Source organism: Chryseomicrobium sp. FSL W7-1435, from assembly GCF_038595005.1.
In the GTDB taxonomy this organism is placed as follows: Bacteria; Bacillota; Bacilli; order Bacillales_A; family Planococcaceae; genus Chryseomicrobium.
In genome coordinates this window covers 2188519-2210247 of sequence record NZ_CP151997.1, presented here as the reverse complement: position 1 = coordinate 2210247, position 21729 = coordinate 2188519, and the positions used below count along the sequence as shown (strand labels likewise).

At 39.7% G+C, this 21729-nt stretch carries 25 protein-coding genes; 16 read left to right on the top strand and 9 right to left on the bottom strand.

All coding sequences use genetic code 11. The annotated features are described in order from the left end of the window. Window positions 1-15: 15 nt before the first annotated feature. Complete coding sequence (locus MKY84_RS11170) at window positions 16-918, bottom strand: peptidylprolyl isomerase (protein WP_342526080.1); 903 nt, start codon at window positions 916-918, stop codon at window positions 16-18. A 134-nt stretch (window positions 919-1052) separates the two neighbouring features. On the opposite strand from MKY84_RS11170, the gene MKY84_RS11165 reads away from it, so the two are divergent. Next, window positions 1053-1148 carry a YjcZ family sporulation protein gene (locus tag MKY84_RS11165; RefSeq protein ID WP_342526079.1) on the top strand — a complete coding sequence of 32 codons (96 nt, stop codon included), beginning with the start codon at window positions 1053-1055 and terminating at the stop codon, window positions 1146-1148. Window positions 1149-1183: 35 nt separating this feature from the next. On the opposite strand, the gene MKY84_RS11160 is transcribed toward MKY84_RS11165, so the two are convergent. The 6 genes from MKY84_RS11160 to MKY84_RS11135 all read right to left on the bottom strand — a co-directional run bounded on the left by MKY84_RS11160 (window position 1184) and on the right by MKY84_RS11135 (window position 4592). Beyond that, the gene (locus MKY84_RS11160; protein WP_342526078.1) at window positions 1184-1369 is read right to left on the bottom strand and encodes a hypothetical protein; all 186 of its coding nucleotides are present in this window, start codon (window positions 1367-1369) and stop codon (window positions 1184-1186) included. Window positions 1370-1428: 59 nt separating this feature from the next. After that, entirely contained in the window at window positions 1429-1971 is a 543-nt protein-coding gene (locus MKY84_RS11155) for a DUF3267 domain-containing protein (RefSeq protein WP_342526077.1), read from the bottom strand. A 79-nt stretch (window positions 1972-2050) separates the two neighbouring features. Further along, window positions 2051-2602 carry an HTH-type transcriptional regulator Hpr gene (locus tag MKY84_RS11150; protein ID WP_342526076.1) on the bottom strand — a complete coding sequence of 184 codons (552 nt, stop codon included), beginning with the start codon at window positions 2600-2602 and terminating at the stop codon, window positions 2051-2053. Between the two features lie 423 nt (window positions 2603-3025). Then, window positions 3026-3400, bottom strand: a complete 375-nt coding sequence (locus MKY84_RS11145; protein ID WP_342526075.1) for a YtxH domain-containing protein — start codon at window positions 3398-3400, stop codon at window positions 3026-3028. 129 nt (window positions 3401-3529) lie between these two features. Beyond that, on the bottom strand, window positions 3530-4054 hold the full coding sequence (locus tag MKY84_RS11140; RefSeq protein ID WP_342526074.1) for a tryptophan transporter: 525 nt from the start codon (window positions 4052-4054) through the stop codon (window positions 3530-3532). Between the two features lie 118 nt (window positions 4055-4172). Further along, entirely contained in the window at window positions 4173-4592 is a 420-nt protein-coding gene (locus MKY84_RS11135) for an HIT family protein (protein WP_342526073.1), read from the bottom strand. A gap of 109 nt (window positions 4593-4701) precedes the next feature. On the opposite strand from MKY84_RS11135, the gene MKY84_RS11130 reads away from it, so the two are divergent. Both MKY84_RS11130 and MKY84_RS11125 read left to right on the top strand, forming a co-directional pair. Further along, on the top strand, window positions 4702-5442 hold the full coding sequence (locus MKY84_RS11130; RefSeq protein WP_342526072.1) for an ABC transporter ATP-binding protein: 741 nt from the start codon (window positions 4702-4704) through the stop codon (window positions 5440-5442). After that, window positions 5435-6613: an ABC transporter permease gene (locus MKY84_RS11125; protein ID WP_342526071.1), complete on the top strand. Its 1179-nt coding sequence runs from the start codon at window positions 5435-5437 to the stop codon at window positions 6611-6613. The genes MKY84_RS11130 and MKY84_RS11125 overlap by 8 nt, the downstream gene beginning before the upstream one ends. On the opposite strand, the gene MKY84_RS11120 is transcribed toward MKY84_RS11125, so the two are convergent. Then, window positions 6610-7107, bottom strand: coding sequence for an antibiotic biosynthesis monooxygenase (locus tag MKY84_RS11120; protein WP_342526070.1), 498 nt, complete (start codon window positions 7105-7107; stop codon window positions 6610-6612). The genes MKY84_RS11125 and MKY84_RS11120 overlap by 4 nt on opposite strands. A 177-nt stretch (window positions 7108-7284) precedes the next feature. Between MKY84_RS11120 and hemE the strand changes: the two genes are divergently transcribed. The 7 genes from hemE to MKY84_RS11085 all read left to right on the top strand — a co-directional run bounded on the left by hemE (window position 7285) and on the right by MKY84_RS11085 (window position 14274). Beyond that, window positions 7285-8337: a uroporphyrinogen decarboxylase gene (gene hemE / locus MKY84_RS11115; RefSeq protein ID WP_342526069.1), complete on the top strand. Its 1053-nt coding sequence runs from the start codon at window positions 7285-7287 to the stop codon at window positions 8335-8337. Between the two features lie 11 nt (window positions 8338-8348). After that, a complete protein-coding gene (gene hemH / locus MKY84_RS11110) occupies window positions 8349-9275 on the top strand; it encodes a ferrochelatase (protein ID WP_342526068.1) in 927 nt (308 codons plus the stop codon). A gap of 25 nt (window positions 9276-9300) precedes the next feature. After that, entirely contained in the window at window positions 9301-10728 is a 1428-nt protein-coding gene (gene hemY / locus MKY84_RS11105) for a protoporphyrinogen oxidase (RefSeq protein ID WP_342526067.1), read from the top strand. An 89-nt stretch (window positions 10729-10817) separates the two neighbouring features. After that, window positions 10818-11753, top strand: a complete 936-nt coding sequence (locus tag MKY84_RS11100; RefSeq protein WP_342526066.1) for a hypothetical protein — start codon at window positions 10818-10820, stop codon at window positions 11751-11753. Continuing rightward, window positions 11750-12427: a response regulator transcription factor gene (locus MKY84_RS11095; RefSeq protein WP_342526065.1), complete on the top strand. Its 678-nt coding sequence runs from the start codon at window positions 11750-11752 to the stop codon at window positions 12425-12427. Before MKY84_RS11100 ends, MKY84_RS11095 begins: the two co-directional genes overlap by 4 nt. After that, a complete protein-coding gene (locus MKY84_RS11090) occupies window positions 12424-13809 on the top strand; it encodes a HAMP domain-containing sensor histidine kinase (RefSeq protein WP_342526064.1) in 1386 nt (461 codons plus the stop codon). The genes MKY84_RS11095 and MKY84_RS11090 overlap by 4 nt, the downstream gene beginning before the upstream one ends. Next, complete coding sequence (locus tag MKY84_RS11085; protein ID WP_342526063.1) at window positions 13810-14274, top strand: FixH family protein; 465 nt, start codon at window positions 13810-13812, stop codon at window positions 14272-14274. A 78-nt stretch (window positions 14275-14352) separates the two neighbouring features. On the opposite strand, the gene yhfH is transcribed toward MKY84_RS11085, so the two are convergent. Beyond that, a complete protein-coding gene (yhfH, locus tag MKY84_RS11080) occupies window positions 14353-14481 on the bottom strand; it encodes a protein YhfH (protein WP_342526062.1) in 129 nt (42 codons plus the stop codon). Between the two features lie 122 nt (window positions 14482-14603). Between yhfH and MKY84_RS11075 the strand changes: the two genes are divergently transcribed. The 6 genes from MKY84_RS11075 (at window position 14604) to MKY84_RS11050 (ending at window position 21706) form a co-directional block, all read left to right on the top strand. Then, a complete protein-coding gene (locus MKY84_RS11075; protein WP_342526061.1) occupies window positions 14604-15596 on the top strand; it encodes a lipoate--protein ligase in 993 nt (330 codons plus the stop codon). Between the two features lie 73 nt (window positions 15597-15669). Beyond that, the gene (locus MKY84_RS11070) at window positions 15670-16374 is read left to right on the top strand and encodes a response regulator transcription factor (protein ID WP_342526060.1); all 705 of its coding nucleotides are present in this window, start codon (window positions 15670-15672) and stop codon (window positions 16372-16374) included. Next, window positions 16375-17373 carry a sensor histidine kinase gene (locus MKY84_RS11065; protein ID WP_342526059.1) on the top strand — a complete coding sequence of 333 codons (999 nt, stop codon included), beginning with the start codon at window positions 16375-16377 and terminating at the stop codon, window positions 17371-17373. Between the two features lies 1 nt (window position 17374). Continuing rightward, window positions 17375-18148, top strand: a complete 774-nt coding sequence (locus tag MKY84_RS11060; RefSeq protein WP_342526058.1) for an ABC transporter ATP-binding protein — start codon at window positions 17375-17377, stop codon at window positions 18146-18148. Further along, window positions 18120-20039, top strand: a complete 1920-nt coding sequence (locus tag MKY84_RS11055) for an ABC transporter permease (protein ID WP_342526057.1) — start codon at window positions 18120-18122, stop codon at window positions 20037-20039. The genes MKY84_RS11060 and MKY84_RS11055 overlap by 29 nt, the downstream gene beginning before the upstream one ends. 116 nt (window positions 20040-20155) lie before the next feature. Beyond that, window positions 20156-21706 carry a fatty acid--CoA ligase family protein gene (locus MKY84_RS11050; RefSeq protein ID WP_342526056.1) on the top strand — a complete coding sequence of 517 codons (1551 nt, stop codon included), beginning with the start codon at window positions 20156-20158 and terminating at the stop codon, window positions 21704-21706. Window positions 21707-21729 lie beyond the last annotated feature (23 nt).

Genomic DNA, 21729 nt, shown 5'->3' with positions numbered 1-21729 from the left:
GCCGCTTATTATAAATTACTCGCTTGATTCTTCTGTTTCTTCAGCAGCTGGCTCTTCATAATCTAAGAAGTTAGCTAATGCGCCTTCAAGTTCTTCATCTTGAATTTCAACATTTGCATCTTTCATTAACTGTGAAACTGTCGCAAATAATGCAGACGTGTCCGCTTTTTCAAGCTTCACTTCACGAGCTAACTCATCTTTCTTGTCTTCTAATGTTTCTTCCATCTCACGCTTTTCAATAACTTCAATGATGTGGAATCCAAAATCAGATTGTACAGGATCGCTGATTACACCTGGTTCTAAAGAGAATGCTGCTTCTTCAAATTCAGGAACCATCGCTCCGCGGCCAAACCAACCAAGGTCGCCACCAGAAGTTTGCGCTTGTGGTTCAGTAGAGTATTCGGCAGCTAGTGCTGCAAAGTCTCCACCTTCATCTAATTTTTGTTTTACTTCATTAGCAGTAGCTTCATCTTCAACTAAGATGTGACGAGCATTTACTTCTGTCTTCATCGCATCATATTTAGCTTGAATTTCTTCATCAGTAGCTTCTACACCTTCAATTAATGCTTCTTCTTGAAGAAGGTTAAGTTTTAAGAACTTCTTATAAGATTCTTCGTTATAACCTTGCTGTGCGATGAACGCTTCAAAGTTTTCACCTTGCTCTTCTTTATCAGCAGCAAGTGCAGCTTCTACTTGCTCATCCGTCACATCATATTCTGCGTCTAATGTTTTTTCAATCATTAGTAATTGCAAAGCTTGATCTCCAATAGATGCTTTCATTTCGTTATACAGGTCATTTTCTGTGATATCGCCATATTCAGAGCTAACAACTACTGGTGATGAAGCCTCTTCGTCCGAGCATGCACCTAACGTGAAAATAGACGCTGCTAGAGCTGTTGTTAATAATGTTTTTTTCATTGTAGTATCTCTCCTAACTAATTATCAGACAATGCTTACTATAACATAAACGAATTAAAAACAAAATAGTTCCATATCTGCCTAAGCAGTCATAATGACACCCGCATACTGTAGAGGACAAGGAGGTGATTGTAATGGGTCATAATAGCTATTCAGGCGGCTCAGGGTTTGCCCTGGTTGTCGTTTTATTCATTCTTCTTATCATTGTCGGCGCAATATTCTTTAGCTAACAAAAAGAACGGATGCCATTTGGCGTCCGTTCAATCTATACTGCATATGTTATTTTTACATAAAGTGAGACAAATAATAGAGTAATACAAATATTTACCATTCGGAATACTTTTGTCTGCTTCTCTTCTGATAGTTCGCGAGACGTGACAAATGCATTAGCCATTCGATTTATTTGAAAGAAATAGAAGGCGGCAAATCCAAGTAGTGCCAAAATAATCATACTGTAACTCCCTTCGTGAACTCTTTCATCATAGCAAAACAATGATGTGCTAGCAATAGTTACGCACGAGGAGTTACTAGAATCTCATACCCATCCTCAATTTCTTCAATCCAAGCTTTTTTAGGCGAATGAAGGAGCTCTTTTACATAAATCAGGTCTATTACACACATACCACAATGGTAAGCGAACAGTATGATAAAGTAATGAGCAAACACTGGGAAGATATACATTCCTGCTAAGAAGACTGTTGATAAGACAAGAAATGGCAACAATAGAGCGAAAATAAATCTCCCTTTCGCAATAGGTTCACAAATTCGAATCATAAACATAGGAACAATATGAAAATGCATATAGCGCTTCAGTTTGACACTTCCTTGTAATCGAGAGAGTGGCAGGTAGTGCAAAATTTTATGAGTAGGATAAACAGCTAAAAATGAGATAAGAAATACAATGAAATAGTCACTAGATCGATTACTTTCAACGAAAAACGACATTCCAATATACGTAAATGAAAAGACGATAAAGACAATAAATGAAGAAATTAAAAACAGGCGATCATAGCCGTATTGTCTTTTTATATTAATGTTTTTCCAGCATTGCATGTATAACACTCCTAAAGTTGATAGTTCAAGAGTATACAATACGATGTATCGAGACGAATATCAAGCTTTTATTTGTAAATTATTTGTTTGCGCTTGCGTCCTTGTCATCAAACTCAAATTCTTTTTCGATATTTGCTAGAGAACGCTCGAATATATCCATAAAATCGTCTCCATAAATATTACGGATAACAGCCATCATATCCATGAACTCAGGAAAGCGTCCGTATAACTGTTTAATAGGAAGGGATCCTTCAATAACTGAATGTGATGTGTTGTGATAGTTCTCATACATTTCTTCTAATAAATTTGCGCCTTTTTCCGTCACTGTTACATAGGTATTCCGTTTATCGTCTTCTCTCTTAGAAAAGGCTAATAATTCACGTTGCTCCAGCTTTTTAGAGAAATTAAATGCTGTAGAAACATGCATGACACCAAATTTGGCAATGTCAGAAATGGTGGCGCCTTTTAAATGGTAAGCAATCCAAAGGATATGGTGTTCATTGATATTTAAATCATACGGCTTGATCCAGGTCTGCCAATCTTTTTCAACAGCTTTCCAGAGCGCTTTAGATAATTGGCCGAGTCGTTGACTAAAAATCATTGCTTCTTTTAGAGAATAATTTTCTGACATAGGGTTCGCCACCTTCTTTGAGAAATTTTTATACCTGGAGATGATTCAAACAGGCTGTAGTACAAGCACGAACTTCTTCTACTTAGTAGTATAACAAGGGAAGAGCAGAAACGGAAATGTGTGTACAATACTATTCAATAAAAAATATTAGAGGTAATCTATGAGTAAAGAAATCGTAAGACAAAAGAGGTTGAACAAAAAAACAGTAGGTTCTCTAAGTTGGATTAGAGAATCTACTGATTTAGTTAACGCTGAGTTCCATTCCGGGGCTGCGTTCCGTGGGCGCGCCGTGAGCCTCCTCGTCGCAAGCTCCTGCGGGGTCTCACGTTTCGACTTTTGATCCCACTGGAGTCAGCCCCTCCACTCCACTTATGTTCCAAGCTATACGAGTTCAATTACTGGTTTTAATCTTAGTTTCAAGATTTAGCCAGCTTGACTGTCAGTTTTTTTAGGTAAGGCCTGTTGAATTTCATCCATAGATTTCTGGATGGCTTCAAGATCTTGTTTGATTTTAGCTTGAATAGGCGCTGTTTCACGTTGCCACGTATCGACACTTTCTTTCATGCCCTGCATGGCTTCTGGTGTGACTTCTTTAGCGGTAGTGATTAAATGTTGTATAGAGTTTTTCACTTCTTGAAATTGAGTTTTTAAATCACTCATTTCAAATTTTACTGTTGTCGAAGTTGCGCGTAATTGAGAGCGAACTTCCGGACCACTTTTCGGAGCAGTTAACAGGATTGCAGCAGCAGCAGTCGTTGCACCTGTCAATAAGCCCCATACAAAACGGCTTTTGTCCATTTTGATTCCCCACTTTCGGAACTATGTATTTCTTTCAGTATACCAACATGCGTATTTATTTAAACATGATTCAGCTAGTACGTCTAGATAGAAAAACCCTTTCGCTTGTTTGCGAAAGGGTTGAATGATTTAGTTTGCAACTGAAGTACGCAAGCTAGACCGTTTTAAAGTCTGCTGTACAATTGGGTAAATAATGACAAACGCTATTGTGTTTAATGCAATTGCAGGTAATACAACACCTAAGTATAGCACTGTAAATGGAACTTCTGCTCCCATGATGAAAATAGCACTGGCTAAGAAAATAGCTCCTGAGAGTGCAGTACCTGCAGCAGTCAGTACAGCTTGTGTTACTAGTTTAGTAGCTACTGTTTTCAAAATCACAACTAACGCAAAAAATGCAAGAGCTGTAATGAATTTATCAATTACATTCGGTAAAAAGCCGCCAGGGAATGTTGTGAAAAGTCCTGATAATAAACCTGTGGCTAAACCAACCACGACTGTGTGTTTAACAGTAGGTGTTAGCAAGATGGTAATAAACATCATCGTTAGTAAGAAATCGGGCTTCATTCCACCATTGATTCCTGGTATAACGAGATATAACACGGTCCCTACACCTAATAACATTGAGGAAACTACTAAATTTTTTGTATTCATTTACTTTTCTCTCCTCTGCTCATTCTAGTCTACTGCTCTCCCTGTATGCGCTATATGCTACAAGCGAAAGCTTAGATTTTAGTATACCGTATCTCTAAAATAGTGCAATAGATGCGGCTTATATTTTTTCTGATAATTCAGTCGCTAATTGTTGGATTTTATCGAGAGTAAATTCCTTTTCTTTTGTTCGCCATGTTGCCTTGAAACCATCTGTTTCATCGTATCGAGGTATCAAATGTAAATGGAAATGGAAGACGCTTTGGCCAGCAGGTGCTCCATTATTGTTAAGAAGATTCATGCCAGCTGGATGAAATGTTTCTTTCAAAGCATTCGCTAGTTTTGGGACGACTCGGAATAAATTTGCTGCTTGCTCTTCAGAAAGATCATAGACGGATTCTTTGTGTTCTTTAGGAATAACAAGAATATGTCCTTTCGTGAGGGGCATAATATCCATGAATACAAATACATCTTGATCTTCATAGATTTTTGTACTAGGAATTTCTCCTGAAATCAGTTTGCAAAATAGACAATTTGTCATCTTCCAACACTCCTTTTCGTATTACTATCAGTAGTTTATCATACGCTATAGCTGAGAGAGATTTTTTTGAGTGAAGGTGCTAAACTAAGGGAGGAGAGGGGCTAGACAGATGTCATTATTAAAACTTGAAAATGTAACAGGTGGCTATACAAAAAAAGCAGTTATCCACAATCTATCGTTTACAGTTGAAAAAGGAGAGATTGTTGGTTTAATCGGTTTAAATGGAGCCGGTAAAAGTACAACGATTAAACATATTATTGGGCTCCTTCAAGCACACTCTGGTGAAATTACTATAAATGGACAGCAAATTACGGATGAATCAGATCGTTACCGAAAGTCTTTCACTTATATACCTGAAACGCCTATCCTCTATGATGAGTTGATGCTTCAAGAACATTTAGAATTGGTTTCTTTAGCATATGAAATTGAGGAAAGTGTAGCGCAAGGACGCATTGCCAACTTATTAGAAGAGTTTAGAATGGAGAAGCGCTTAAAGTGGTTTCCGACACATTTTTCTAAAGGTATGAAGCAAAAAGTGATGATCATGGCTGCGTTTATGGCCAATCCACCACTCTATGTGATTGATGAACCATTCGTCGGGTTAGATCCATTAGCCATTCGTGCACTATTAAATCAATTAGAGGTACGGAAGAAAAATGGAGCAGGCATTTTGATGACGACTCATGTACTAACTACAGCTGAAAAGCATTGTGATAAATTGATTCTACTGCATAATGGCAAGATTCGAGCAGCAGGGACGATGAATGATTTGCGACTGGCTCTTAACATGCCAGGGGCCACGTTAGATGATTTGTACATTGCTATGACAGAGGAGATTGACCATGCGTAACTTAGCATCTATTTATGGTCAAAGATTTCAAAGTTATTTTTTAGAAGTACAAAAATATATGCAATTTATCATCTCAGGTCATATTGCGGTGGTCTTGTTATTTGTAATCGGCGCAGCAGGGTATTCGTATAGTGAGTGGTTAAAAGCACCACCAAATGATTTTCCGGTTTTTGCAGTTTCAGCGGTTGTATTGACGGTAGTTTTATTGCCAAATCGACCTGCACTCTTATTGAAACAAGCGGATCAGTATTTCTTTTTAGCAATGGAATCCCAGATGAAATCCTATTTGAAACCTGCCTTACGCTGGTCGGTCAGCGTAGTTATTGTACGGTCTCTTGTTGTACTAGTGATTCTGCTACCCTTGTTATCTTCTATAGGTGAAGTTTCACGAAATCAATTACTAGGTTTGGCTCTAGGAGTTGTTGCTCTGGCCATTTGGAATGTGCATACAAAATTCGCCTCATTTTGGTATAGTGAACAGACGAAGTGGTTGGATTATGCCATACGTTTAATTGTGATTTTTGGGTTACTTTATATGTACTTGACGAGTAACTGGCTATTTTTTGGCGTCCTGTCAGTAATAGCTTTCATCTATTTAAAGAGTCTTCAACGAAAAGCTACTAATCCATTTCCTTTCGATCGCATGATAGATAGTGAGCAACAAAGGATGCAGCGATTTTATCAGTTTGCCAATTATTTTACCGAGGTACCGCATGTACGTAGTCGTGTTTCGCGCAGAAGTTGGGCTGATAAGTTAATTAAGGGCACAGACATTCATAGTTTCTTGATAACACGCAGTTTTGTGCGTAAAGATGAACTGTTCTATATGTGGGTGCGACTAGCTCTACTGCTGATTGTTGTGCCATTTCTTTCGTTCTCTTATGTCGTCGTGGGATTAGTTGTTATTTTTGCTTTCGCAATTGCTATTCAAACTTATCAAGGGCTTTTATTTAATCAATTGTTCCGAATGGATATGCTTTATCCACAACCGGTCCATTCAAAAGAACAAGCGGTCATTAAGTTAGCTCGAAAAGTTAGCTATTTACCACTAGTAATTAGTGCAGTAATCATGCTACTTCAGCACAGTCCTTTATTTACTTTAGCAGGAGTCCTATTTGCTGTAATTTCAATAGAATGGTATTTCTTAAGAAAAAAGAAGCAGTCGGATTAATCCGCTGCTTCTTCGCTTTTTGTTCGGTACACTTCTGTATACGGAGCGCTAGTAAATAGATTTTGTTTAGATGCAAGTGTATCAAGTGGTGTCAGATGGCGATCTGCCCATTGTTTATAACTCGAAGGTCCAGACCACTGGGAGACAATCAGATAAGTATCCGCTTTAACTGGTCGTAGCACGCGAAGTGCAAATAATCCAGGTTCGTTTGAAACAGCTTGGATGATTTGTTGAGTCGCATGCTCGAATACAGGGCGTCCTTCGTCTGTTACAGGGATATGATAAAAGTAAAAGTGTCCCTGTTGTTGAAACTCCCCAAATGTTTCAAGTACTTCATAAGATCTAGGCGTTTGAAACTTAGTTTTACCAGTTGTTTCATGTACAAGAAGAGTTCTCGATGCACCGTAAAGAAGATGCATAGGTTCTGCACTGTATTTACCTTGCAGTTGTTTCATAAATTCGGGTGTTCCGGAAGTAGTATAGAAATATGTCATGAATGAGCCTCCTATTTATCTAATTATGTATAGTATTTCCCATTGTTCACAAATTGAAAACACTTTACTAGCAATAGAAAGGCAATTCTATGACATTTTGGTTTGAAATCTATACAATAGATGAGAGAAGTTCTAAAGTAATAGATAGACTAATTGTGTAGGGAAGGGTAGACTACCATGAAAATTACAAATGATTCGCTTTTGCGTGCAGCAAGAGGGCAACAAGTTGAACATACACCAGTATGGTTTATGCGTCAGGCGGGCCGTTCACAACCTGAATACCGTGAAATTAAGAAAAAGTATTCATTAGAACAAATCACACAACAACCAGAACTGTGTGCGTATGTAACGAAACTGCCTGTAGACAACTACAATGTAGATGCAGCGATCCTCTATAAAGATATCGTGACGCCATTGCCAGGAATGGGTGTAGATGTTGAGATTAAAGCAGGCATTGGTCCGGTTATTTCAAACCCGATTCGCTCAGTAGCAGATGTAGAAAAACTTCAACAATTCAATCCTGAAGAACATGTGCCATTTGTGTTAGAAACGATTAAAATTTTAACGCAGCAGCAGTTAACTGTTCCATTGATTGGGTTCGCAGGAGCTCCTTTTACATTAGCAAGTTATATGATCGAAGGGGGACCTTCTAAAAGTTACAACAAAACAAAAGCATTCATGGTGAGTGAACCACAAGCATGGTACGCACTTATGGAAAAGCTCGCTGACATGATCATTATTGATATCAAAGCACAAGTACAAGCGGGTGCAAGTGCTATTCAAATTTTTGATTCATGGGTGGGTGCATTAAATGTAGCCGATTACCGTTTATATATTAAGCCTGTTATGACACGTATCTTCACTGAACTACGTGAAACAGGTGTACCCCTCATTACATTTGGGGTGGGTGCAAGTCACTTAGCAAACGAATGGCATGACCTTCCGGTGGATGTTGTAGGGCTCGACTGGAGATTATCTATAGAAGAAGCGCGTCAGCGTGGAATTCACAAAACTGTGCAAGGTAATTTAGATCCTTCTTATTTACTCGGCTCTTGGGAAGAAATCGAAAAACGAGCAAAACAAATCGTTGAGCAAGGGGTTGCTCATCCTGGCCATATTTTCAACTTGGGTCATGGCGTATTCCCAGAAGTAGATCCAGATGTATTAAAACGTTTAACGGACCTTGTACACTCATATAGTCGTGAACTGATTTCCCAAAAATCGAATTGAGGTGTCTTGAAATGAAAAAGCAAGTTGGATTACTAGTTATGGCGTATGGAACGCCTTATTCAGAAGCAGATATTGAACGGTATTACACACATATTCGTCACGGGCGTCAACCAAGCCCAGAGGCTTTGCAAGATTTAACAGATCGTTACCGTGCAATAGGGGGAATTTCTCCACTTGCCAAAATTACTGAAGATCAAGCAAAAGCAATCCACGAGAAAATGAACGCGTCTCAAGATGAAGTAGAGTATGTTTTATACATTGGCTTAAAGCATATCGAACCTTTCGTAGAAGATGCTATAGAAGCAATGGCTAAAGACGGTATTAAAGAAGCTGTATCGCTTGTACTTGCACCACATTTCTCAACGTTTTCTATAAAGTCTTACAATGGACGCGCAAAAGAAGAGGCTGACAAGTTTGGAATCTCTATTACATCGGTGGAGAGCTGGTATGATGAGCCAAAGTTCATTGAATACTGGAATCAAAAAATTTCTACAACCTTCAATTCTATGTCAGATGAAGAGCGAGAAAAAGCAGTTCTTGTCGTTTCTGCTCACTCATTACCAGAAAAAATTCTGGCAAATGGCGATCCGTATGCACAACAGTTGCAGGAGACAGCTCGTTTGATTCAACAAGTAACAGGTGTTGAAAATGTAGAAGTTGGCTGGCAGAGTGCTGGACAAACACCAGAGCCTTGGATTGGTCCAGATGTACAAGATTTAACGGAAGAATTATTTGAAGAAAAGGGCTATCGTATCTTTGTCTACACACCAGTTGGATTTGTGGCAGATCATCTAGAGGTTCTTTATGATAATGACTATGAATGTAAAATCGTATGTGACCGACTAGGCGCCAATTATTACCGTCCGGAAATGCCTAATACGCATCCATTATTCATAGAAGCAGCAGTGGACGCAATAAATAAAGTACTAGTAAAGTAAACTGAAATAGGAAGAGATGAATCAAATGGCTGAAAACAGAAAAAAAGTGGCAATTATTGGTGGAGGGATTACGGGTCTTTCAGCAGCATATTACCTGCAAAAACAGTGCCGTGAAAACAACCTACCAATCGACATTTACCTGATTGAAGCCAGTTCACGGTTGGGCGGCAAGATTCAAACCATGCGTAAAGACGGGTTTATCATCGAGCGAGGACCGGATTCATTTCTTGAACGCAAAAAAAGCATGGGAATTCTAGCCACAGAGCTTGGTATTGCGGACGAGTTGGTTCATAATGCAACGGGGCAATCCTTTGTCTTAGTGAATGATCAGCTTCACGCAATTCCAGGTGGCTCTATTATGGGAATACCAACAGAGTGGAAGCCGTTTGTAACGACAGGCTTATTTTCTTGGAGCGGAAAGCTCCGGGCTGCCGGAGATTTAGTGCTTTCACGATCCGGTATTGAAGAAGATCAACCGTTAGGAACATTTTTCAGACGTCGATTTGGTGCAGAAGTAGTTGAAAATCTTGTAGAACCTTTATTAGCAGGAATTTACTCGGGCGACATCGACAAATTAAGTCTTCATGCAACTTTTCCTCAATTTTATGAAGTTGAGAAGAAGCATCGTAGCTTAATGTTAGGGATGAAAAAAGCGCGACCGGCAAATTCTACACCACAAGCCGCAAATCGCAAGCCACAGGGGATTTTCCAAACACTTAAAGGTGGGCTTCAGACAATTGTCGAGGCATTAGAAGCTTCTTTGACAGATGTCACGATTATCAAAGGGACAAAAGTACAAAGTATTGCTAAACTGCCAGAAAACCGTTTACGTCTTTCTTTTACTACCGGACAAGCGTTGGACGTAGATAGTGCCATCTTTACGTTACTGCATCATCAAATGGCTGAATTATTTGAAGTGCATGGCCTCCTTAGCTATTTTGAAGAAGTTCCATTATCTTCAGTGGCAACTGTTGCTATGGCATTCTCAAAATCACAAGTTGTTCAAGAAAAAGAGGGGACAGGATTTTTGGTATCCCGAAAAAGTGACTATGCTATCTCGGCTTGTACGTGGGTGAACAAAAAATGGCCTTCTACTTCACCGGATGATAAAGTACTCTTACGCAGCTTTGTTGGGAAATCTGGAGATGAATCGATTGTTGAATTGCCTGATCATGAGATAGAACAAATTGTTCTTCAAGATCTGCGAAAAGTGATTGCGATAACCGGTGAACCTGAGTTTACGGTTGTTACACGCTATCAAAAAGCAATGCCGCAATACTTGGTTGGTCATAAAGACCGCGTGAAAAAAGCGACTTCAGAGCTAGCTGAACATTTCCCGATGATTCAATTAGCAGGGGCTTCTTTCGAAGGGTCAGGATTACCGGATTGTATTGACCAAGCTATTCGAGCACAAGATAAAGTTATCCAGTACTTAAAGCCACATCTTTCTTAGGATGTGGTTTTTCTTTCGTAGCAAAATGTTCAATAGAAGTTCAAACATTTTTCACAACTGATAAGTAGACTGAAACAAGAGGTGATCCTATGCGGAACTTGGCACTCCTACTTCTTACAACACTACTAGTAGGCTGTTCACCAGCTTATCCGGGTATTCCTGCATCCAGCCAAACGACTTTATTAGTGTATAGCCAGCTGGATAGGTCTCTCTCCACTTATACAGAACAAATGGAGTTACTCGGTAAATGGGATTTAGAGAAGCCCTATACAGGAATGGTGTTACTACCAGATGATCATATATTATTTTATGGGTACGGAATGGACCGATTCGGTATCTATAATCTCCTTACTGGCAAACAGGTGACGGAGGTTGAAACACCAGAAGGGACTGTAGGAGCCTATACGGATGATTCTGGGTTTTACCTATCCAACAGCAAAATAAATGAAGTTTCCTACTATACACACGACTTTGAGCTTGAAGAAACTCTTGCAACCGGTTCTTATCCGATGTCCATGACTTCAGATGAAGGGAAGCTTTACGTTATCAACTACCAAGGTGAACATATTTCGGTCATCGATCAAAATGAGTGGGAAGTTGTAGATGAATATCCCATTCCAAGAGCTTCGCAAGGAATTATGATAAGTGATCAGCAACTATTCGTCGGTGGTCACGGTAGCGGAGCGACAGTAAATACCTCCATTCAAATTTTAAACAAAACTGAAGGTATTTTAGAAAAAGAAATTGCAATGCCGATCATGCCCATTACATTTGCAGAAAGTGATGACTTTATTTATACATTAAGTCATGGATCGAATATATTGTATCAAGTACAAGACCAAAAGATTGTCGATCAACTAACAGTAGGATCAAATCCTTTTGCACTGGCTGCTTCTTCGGAATTTTTATATGTGGCGGGATATGATGATGATACACTGTATAAAATTAAAGATATGAAGATAGTGGATAGCATCGACACGGGCGATGGGCCTCTTCAAGTCGTGATTCGGGAGGGAAGTTCGTGACTACATTACTAATAGTGGATGATGAAAGTTCAATGCGCAGACTTCTTGATATTCAGTTGACTCAAAAAGGCTATCATGTCGTAACAGCAGTCTCTGGAGAAGAAGCATTGCACACCTTGAAAGCTGTACTGGTAGACCTTCTAATAATCGATGGTATGATGCCGGAAATGGACGGCTTTACACTAAGCGAAACGATTCGACAATCTTCTGAAGTTCCCATATTGTTATTGACAGCATTAGATGATCGACAATCGGTATTGAAAGGTTTTCACTCAGGAGTAGATGACTACGTTACAAAACCATTCGACAGTGAAGAACTTCACGTGCGCATTCAAGCCATACTAAAGCGCAGCAGACACGCAACAACAGCTTTTAGAGAACTGGTACGGGGAGAGCTTCTTGTGAATATGGATGCACGTTCGGTTATGAGCGGCAACCGGAAAGTGACGGTAACTCTCAAGGAATTAGAGTTGCTCGTGTTACTAATGCGCAGTGAGGGTAGAGCCTTTAGTAGAGAAGAATTATTAGCTCATATTTGGAGGCAACAATACGAAGGGACTACCCGAACAGTAGATACGCATATCAAGACGCTTCGAATCAAATTAGGTCCCCCTGTTGATCAGTATGTGCAAACGGTTTGGGGCATTGGTTATAAATTTGAGGTACCCCAATGAACCGGTTGACCACTAAAGTCTGGCTTGTCTTTTTAAGTGCAACAGCTGTTAGTATCAGTATTATTATTTTATTGTCTTATTACTTTTATGAATCAATTTATGTGTCTGAAGTACAAGCGACTCTCGAAAAAGAGGCAGCCAATTTTGCCCTTGAGGCAGAAGGTAGCCTGTCTGATGAATTGATTGAAAAAGTAGATGACTACAATGTCTACTCTACAAGTGAAATATTTGCAGTTCGCAATCCAAGAGAATTAAGCGCTTGTCTACCATTTGAAATCAATTATGATGCTTTAATCTCTGGAGAAGACCGGCAGCAGTTGGTAAATGGAGAAATTGTTATCAAACGTGGCTACCAAACACGCTTTGACAGTGAAATTTTGAGCGTGATTTATCCCATAGTGCAGCAAGAGCGGCTAACGGGTATTTTGTATAGTTACGTCCCTTTATCGCCCATCCAAGCTTTTCTGCAAAATCATATAGTACTGGTTGCAGGAGGTGGAGCAGCTGTCTTCTTATTGTTTGCTTTGATCAGTCGGCTACTGTTGCAAACCGTGTTAAAGCCATTGCATCTTTTACAGAGAGCTACCGAACAATTTGCCAAAGGCGACTATTCGGCTCGAGTGGAACCAAAACAAGCGGATGAAATTGGACAATTAAGTCAGGCATTTAATGAAATGGCACAAGCTGTAGAGACAGAAGATGCAAGAAAGAAAGAGTTTTTAGCAATTGTTTCACATGAATTAAGAACGCCACTCAGTTCGCTTGTTGGGTACAGCCAGTCGTTAGTGGATGGATCACTTGACCAAAAGCATCATGAGGAAGTGTTTCAGCTTCTTGCTACGGAGTCACAGCGAATGAAAAAACTTACAGAAAATTTACTTGTTGTGGCACGAAATGAAAATATGGAACTTGTTCCACAACCGTTAGTTGCAGCCGATTTAGTGGATCGAGCTGCACGTATACTCGATCAGAAAGCACATCTGAAAGCTATCAAATTTGTAATTCAAGCCGATGATAGTTTAATTATTTGGTCAGATGAACAAGCTTCGTTACAGATTTTATTGAATAGTATGGAAAATGCGCTGAATTACAGTGAACAAAATTCAACCCTAACTATTCGGGTTAGTAAACTTGAAGAATCAGCTCTTTTTGAAATCATAGATACAGGAATAGGGATTGCAGCTCATCACCTTCCCTATATAACTAACAGATTCTACCGTGTCAATGCAGCACGTTCAAGTAGTGATGGGGGCTCTGGCCTTGGCTTGACTATTGTGAAGCAATTGATAGAAGCATCTGGTGGCACTCTGCACATTACCAGTGAACTTACCGTTGGTACAAGTGTTGCCTTTACATTACCCTTATGGAAGGAAGCGGAATAAATGAAACAATGGATAGTTGCTGCAACAGCTGTACTTTTGTTAGCTGGCTGCACATCGAATACGAATGAAGATCATGAGGGCATGAATCATAATGATCCATCACTTGAAGTGGTGGAGGTGGAAGTGTTGACGGCAAAAGAATTAGAGCCAGGTGAGACCGTTATGCTCTCAGCACGAGTCACACAAGAGGAAGAAGCCGTTAACGATGCTGAAGAAGTTAAGTTCGAAGTCTGGGAATCTGGTTTGCGAGAAGAAGGGACCATGCTTGAGGGTGAACTGACGGAGGATGGGGTTTACGAGGCTGAGTACGAATTTGCTAACGAAGGTGTTTATTACATGTTTGCACATACGACGGCACGTGGCATGCACGTCATGCCAAAGACCGAAATCATTGTTGGCACTCCTGACATGTCCAAAGTGCTCGAAGATAATTCTTCCGATAAAATGAATCATAATGATCATTAATAACAAAACCGGGTCACCTACAAAAGTTTGAAGTAGGGGCCCGGTTATTTTTTGCTTTTCATTACTTTATAAACTCCTTTAAGCTAGTGAGCTACATTTTTCGCATTGTGTTTGGTAACACTCATGCATCTCTTCGATTTTATCTCCGCAAGTTGAACATTGCTTAGCAGGTAGGTTTCTGAAAAAATCTACTACATTTTCAATCATGGCTAACACCTCCATCTGTTATATAACTGTTTTTCTTATTTGAAGTGTAATATAACACAGATAACTTTGTCAACCCAAAACTTTCATTATCATGTAAAATGATAGAGAAGGGAGTTTTGAGCATGCTTTTTATTGATAACAAAGGAATTACGGATCCACGAATCAATCTAGCAATTGAAGAATATGCGTTAACAACGATGGATGTTGAGAAAGACTCTTTCTTTCTGTTCTATATCAATCAACCGTCTATTATTATTGGGCGAAATCAAAATACAATTGAAGAAATAAATACAGAGTATGTAGAAGCAGAGGGGATCATCCCGGTCCGCCGACTTTCAGGTGGAGGAGCGGTGTATCATGATTTGGGGAATTTAAATTTTAGTTTCATTACCAAAGATGATGGCGATAGCTTCCGCAATTTCAAAAAGTTCACACAACCTATTGTGGATGCTTTAAAAGAACTGGGTATCGAAGCGGAACTTAGTGGACGAAATGACATCCTAGCTGAAGGTCGTAAAATTTCTGGAAATGCGCAATTCACTACAAAAGGCCGTATGTTCAGCCATGGAACGTTGCTTTTTGACTCAGAGATGGATGCTGTCGTCTCAGCGCTGAAAGTTCGTAAGGATAAAATTGAATCAAAGGGTATTAAGTCGATTCGTAGCCGAGTTGCTAATATTTCTGAGTTTTTAGAGCAACCGATGACGATTGAAGAATTTAGACAACGTCTCTTAGTTTCGATATTCCAAGGACAAGAAGCTATTGAGTACCAAGAGCTGACTGAACAAGACTGGCTTAATATCCACAAGCTGTCAGAAAAACGGTATCAGACTTGGGAATGGAATTTTGGCAAGTCGCCAAAATTTAACTTGGACCATACCCAGCGCTTTGCACCAGGTTCAATCGATTTAAAGCTCCAAGTGACAAAAGGGAAAATTGAAGAAGCCGCTATATTCGGTGACTTTTTCGGAGTTGGTGATATGGCGGATGTTGAGAAGCGATTAGTCGGTGTGGAGTATTCGCGAAAAGCTATAGATGAGGCGCTTGCAACCATTGATATCCCTACTTACTTTGGTGGAATAACGAGAGATGAATTTTTATCTCTTATCTATTAATATGCATAGTAATTAAACATGCTCCCTCATTCTCTGGGGGAGCAGTTTTTTTATAAGGAGGATTTGAAGATCAATGGAAAAACATCGAATTTATATAGTGGAAGATGATAAAAAAATTGCAGAAATGTTAGCAGGTATGCTGGCGAAGTATCAATATGAGACAAAGATTGTTGAAGATTTTGATGCGATTGCACAAGAAGCAGCCGCGTGGAATCCTCACTTGATTTTGTTAGATATTAATTTACCTACTTACGATGGCTATTTTTGGTGTCGTGAACTCCGTCAAGTCACGACCTGCCCAATAATTTTTGTATCGGCTCGAACTTCTGAGATGGATCAAGTATTTGCCATTGAAAATGGAGGAGACGATTATATTACGAAACCATTTCACTATGAAATCGTCTTAGCTAAAATAAAGAGCCATCTTCGAAGAAATTTCGGGGAATATGCTTCCAAGCAAGAAGAACGAACTGTAAAGCTAGGCAACATGACTTTGTTTATGGAACGATTAGAGCTTCAGTGCAAGGCGTCCACCATTCCATTACAAAAGAAAGAATGTGTGATACTTGAGCTTCTATTTGATCACTATCCTAAAGTTGTTTCAAGAGAGCGTTTATTAGAAGAATTATGGGATGACCAATCCTTTGTGGACGAAAATACATTGAATGTCAATATGACCCGTGTTCGTAAAAAGCTGCAAGATTACGGGGTGCAATCATCAATAGAGACAGTTCGTGGTGCTGGTTATCGTTTTATATTGCACCCGGAGGAAGCCTAATTGATCCGGTTATTTATCCGAGAACATGTTATCACGTTGCTCTTCCCACTGCTCATTTCATTGATGGGAGTATTACTTTACAGTTTGGACGGGTATCGCTCTAACAATACGATGATTTACGTACTTGTACTAACGGTCATTTTGACGTTGGTTGTACATTTTTATTTGTATCTACGCAAGTATAAATACTACAAACGACTGCTGACACCTCCGAGTGCAATGGAGGATTTATTAGAGAAGTTGTATCCATCACCAGAACAACAGCAAGAGCAGCTCTATATGCAACAACTTTATAAACTTTATCAGCAAGAAGTTCAGCGTCTCTACTCTGCCCAAAAACGCCATTTAGAATTCATGAATGGATGGGTGCATCAAATGAAGACGCCAATAGCCGTCATTGAAATGATGGCTCAACAAGACGATAAATTGGAAAGTGAATCTGTCAGTGAAGAGACAGAAAGAATTAAAAGAGCTTTAGATGCAGTGTTAATGAATGCACGTCTCGACACGTTTGAAGAAGATTTGCGCATAGAGAAAGTAAACTTGCATGAACTTGCGAGCCAAATTATTAATGAGAACAAACGACTTTTTATTAAAAAACAAGTATTTCCTATTGTAAATGTTGATGCAGGTTTAGTAGTCTCTACAGACCGAAAGTGGGCTCATTTTATCCTCTCGCAATTTGTGACGAATGCAGTCAAATATTCCTTTACCCCACAATCGAAACTTTGGGTTGAGAGCTCTTGTGAAAAAAAGCGCTGCAGTGTCAGTGTTCGCGATGAGGGAATTGGGATACCGCGTAGTGATTTAAAGAGAGTAACTCGGGCATTCTTCACGGGAGAAAATGGTCGCAAAACTGGAGAGTCCACTGGAATGGGTCTCTATATCGCAAATGAAGTCAGTCAAAAACTGGGTCACGAATTGCTCATCGAATCAGAGGTTGACAAGGGGACGACTGTTACGTTGTCGTTTATCGAATATGAGAAAGTAGGGGAATAACGTGGCAGTTGTGACAGCAAATCATTTAACAAAAATATATGATGGAAAAGTGGCACATTCTGCTATCAACCAACTTTCTTTTGAGGTTGAACAAGGGGAGTTCTTGGCCATCATGGGGCCTTCGGGCTCAGGAAAGACAACATTGCTCAATATCTTATCCACTATTGATCAACCGACTTCAGGAGCACTTGTTATTGATGGACAAGATCCTCAAGAGTTAACTGCAAAACAAGCTGCTTTGTTTCGCAGGGAGAGATTAGGTTTTGTGTTCCAAGATTTTAATTTATTACCGGCTTTAACGGTGGAAGAGAATATCGTGCTGCCACTGACATTGGCTAATCAACCACTTAGCGAAATGGAAAAACGCCTAAATGTCCTTTTAAAAGATTTGCATCTTGAGAATGTCCATACTCATTTTCCGAATGAGTTATCTGGAGGACAAGCACAGCGTACAGCCATTGCTCGGGCATTGATCCATCAACCGACATTATTACTGGCAGATGAGCCCACAGGAAATTTAGATTCTAAAGCTTCTAAAGATGTTCTAGAATTATTAACTAAAGTCAATCAACAACGAAATACCACGATTATTATGGTCACGCATGATCCGATAGCTGCGAGCTATTGCGACCGCGTCTTATTTATTAAAGATGGAGAGTATTTCAACGAGATTTATAAGGAAGACTTACGCCAGACATTCTTCCAGCGAATTTTAAATTTGTTGTCCTTGCTCGGAGGGAACGTTAATGACCTTTCTACAGTTCGCTTATCGTAATGTCTTAAGAAATCGTCGGGTCTATGCTGCGTATTTCATGGCTAGCAGTTTTTCTGTTATGGTATTTTTTATTTACTCCATGTTATTGTTTCATCCATCTATCGAGAATCAATTTATACGGGACATCGCCTTTTTAGGAATGGCAGTTGCAGACGTTGTATTGGTTATCTTCACGTTATTCTTTCTGCTGTATTCTTTGAATGCCTTTTTACAGGCTAGGTCAAAAGAGTTTGGTATTTTACAACAGCTTGGAATGGATAGAGGCCAGCTACAGCGTCTTGTCTTTGTTGAGACGATGATTCTTGGCGTTGTGGCACTGATTACAGGAATCTTTTTCGGCTATATTTTCACGAAATTCTTTTTCATGGTCATTCGTGCCATGTTAGAACTTGAAACGTTGCCACTTTACTTTAATTTCGAGCCATTTTTATTAACTGCTGTTGTCTTTACCACTCTTTTTATAGTGATTTCATTTGCAGGTACGATGTTCATTCGTCAAAGTAACATTGTCCAACTTTTGATTGGTGGACCCAATCGAAATGAGACGGCAAATTATTCGATTGTCGGGGCATGGGTGTCCTTTGTTTTCCTCGCAATAGCTTACAGTTTAGTGATTTATTCACTTTATAGAATGAATGTCTGGTGGTCGCCAGTTATCATTTTATGTGCCATTTGGGGGAGCTACTATTTTTTCAAAGATGGGATGCTCTATTTGATTTACACATTGCGTGGCTATAAAAAAGTGTATTGGAAGGCGACACGCATAGTCACTTTTTCAGACGCTATCGATAAAATGAAAGAGAATTCTCGCATGTATTTTATCGTTACGATGGTCTCTACACTGGCTATAATTTCAGTGGGAGTAGTGGCCTCATTGACTAGTTTTGCAAATCAATACCGAGAAAGCAATCCAATAAGTGTCCTGTATGTGAGTGATTCACAAAATCCATTTGAACAACAACACATAGCCCAGTTGACTAATGATTTCTTCAGTCAAAACTTGACCTATACATTACTTACCGCAACTGTGACAAAGCAAACGTCTGCAGCTACCAATAGCCCGGTTCAATTGATTAGTGAAACAGATATCAACACGATAGCTGCTGTTTTAAAAGAACCTTTGATTGATTTAAGTCCTGGGGAAGGTATGCGCTTTGGAGAAAATGTGACGAATTCAAACCAACAGCTGATTCACCTGAGAGAAAATACGATTTATTTCCATGTGGCAGAAGGTTATATGCACTTTCCATTACCAGACGCTGCCTTTCAGGGGCCGGCTTACATCCTGTCTGATGAAGATTACTCTCGCCTAGCCAATCCTTATTTGTTTGGGACATGGGATGAGAGTAGGACGACTGTTTTTGCCTTTCATGTTCCAGATTGGTTGCGCACAGATGCTATTGGCTTGGATTTAGATCGTGAGATGATTGCCTCTTATGAGAGCGATCAACAATTGCCTTATTACTTTGACAATCCAGGTTTAAATTACTCTTACATCAGTTCTACATTTTCTTTATTATTGGTGACAGGTCTTTTAGTGGCAGCCGTGCTGATTTTAGCTGCTGGAAGTTTTATTTACTTTAAATTTTATACGAATTTAGAAAAAGATCGCAGGCAGTTCGAGGTGCTTCGACACATGGGATTGACCAATCAAGAATTACGAGTCATCGCCAATCGACAACTGTATCCACAATTCTTTTTACCTTGGGGTCTTGCCATGTTGCATGCCACCTTTTCGTTCCTATTTTTACAGGCTGTGTGGGTAGACATTGCTGCTATGTCCATAGCAATGGAAATGTTACTAGTGCTAGGTGCTTTTACAGGCATTCAAGCGGTTTACTATTTATTGATCCGGTGGCGCTACCTTGCTCACTTACAATTATTATCTTAGCCAGCTCTCCTTAGGGGGAGCTTTTGTTGTTCCAGGCATTGCTATTCAACAGAATTTTTAGTAAAATGAAAACTATGAAATGAATGACTATTCATTCAATTTGAAAGGGGTATCCTATGAGTTTAGTTCTTAAAGTACAACAACAAGCCGCACAAAATCCGACAAAAGCTGCTTATAGTTTCATGGGTAAAGAAACGAGTTACGCAGAATTTGAAGGAACTGTCGCAAAATTTGCAGGTGCATTACAGGCACTTGGCGTTTCAAAAGGGGATAATGTAGCATTTCTTTTAGGAAACACGCCGCACTTTTTACTGTCGCTTTATGCCACAATGCGTATTGGTGCAACAGCGGTTCCTATCAATCCAATCTACACTCCAGATGAAATCTCGTATATCGTTAAAAATAGTGACGCTAAGGTGGTCATTGCTTTAGATCTTCTATTACCACTTGTGGAACAAGCTTCAGCAACATTTCCAAAAGTAACCGCGTATGTTATTTGTGAGACATCTCCAGAAGCAGGAGATAAGATACGCGCTCTACCAGCATCTTTGCAAACTAAAGTGAAACCGTTTACACAGTTGGTGCAATCTGGGGAAGCAATTTCACCAGTAGAAGTAGATAAAGATGACACAGCTGTAATTTTGTATACTTCAGGAACTACAGGGCAACCAAAGGGAGCTATGTTAACATTCGAAAATATTTTCTCGAATGCTCGTGATGTAGCTGAGTACTTACATTTCTCAGCAGATGATCGTGTACTAGCAACGTTGCCGGTCTTCCATGTATTTGCTTTGACAGTTGTTGTCAATGCGCCGTTAGTAACGGGAGCTACAATTTTATTAGTACCTAAATTCTCGCCTGCTGAGGTATTCCAGGTAGCCCGTGAACAACAGGCTACAGTATTTGCAGGAGTACCAACCATGTATAATTTCCTTTACCAATCACCTGATGCTAATCCTGAGGACTTTTCAACTGTGCGCTTAGCTATTTCAGGAGGAGCGTCCTTACCTGTTGCGTTATTGCATAACTTTGAAGACAAGTTCAATGTTCGTATTTCAGAAGGATACGGATTGTCAGAAGCTTCACCAGTTACGTGTTTCAACCCGTTAGACCGTGAAAGAAAAGCAGGTTCTATTGGCACATCTATTATCAACGTGGAAAATAAGATAGTGAATGAGCTGGGAGAGGAATTACCTGTTGGTGAAGTAGGAGAATTAATTGTGAGGGGCCCTAACGTTATGAAGGGGTATTACAACATGCCAGAGGAGTCAGCTAACGCCATCCGAGATGGTTGGTTATATACTGGCGACCTTGCAAAAAAAGATGAAGAAGGCTATTTCTATATCGTTGATCGCAAGAAAGATATGATTATTGTGGGTGGCTATAATGTGTACCCTCGAGAAGTGGAAGAAGTATTATTTGCACATCCTGGAATTCTTGAAGCGGCAGTGGTAGGTGTTCCTGACCCGAATTTCGGAGAGCAGGTCTTAGCTTTCGTTGTTCTGAAAGATACGACTCTAGTAACAGAAGACATTCAAGCATTTTGTCGAGAAAAGCTAGCAAAATATAAAGTACCGACACGCATCGAACTGTTAGATGAGTTACCTAAAAACACAACCGGGAAGATTTTGCGTCGAACGTTGAAGGATCAAGTAACCAATTCATAATTACTTAAAAGACTTAGCACTTT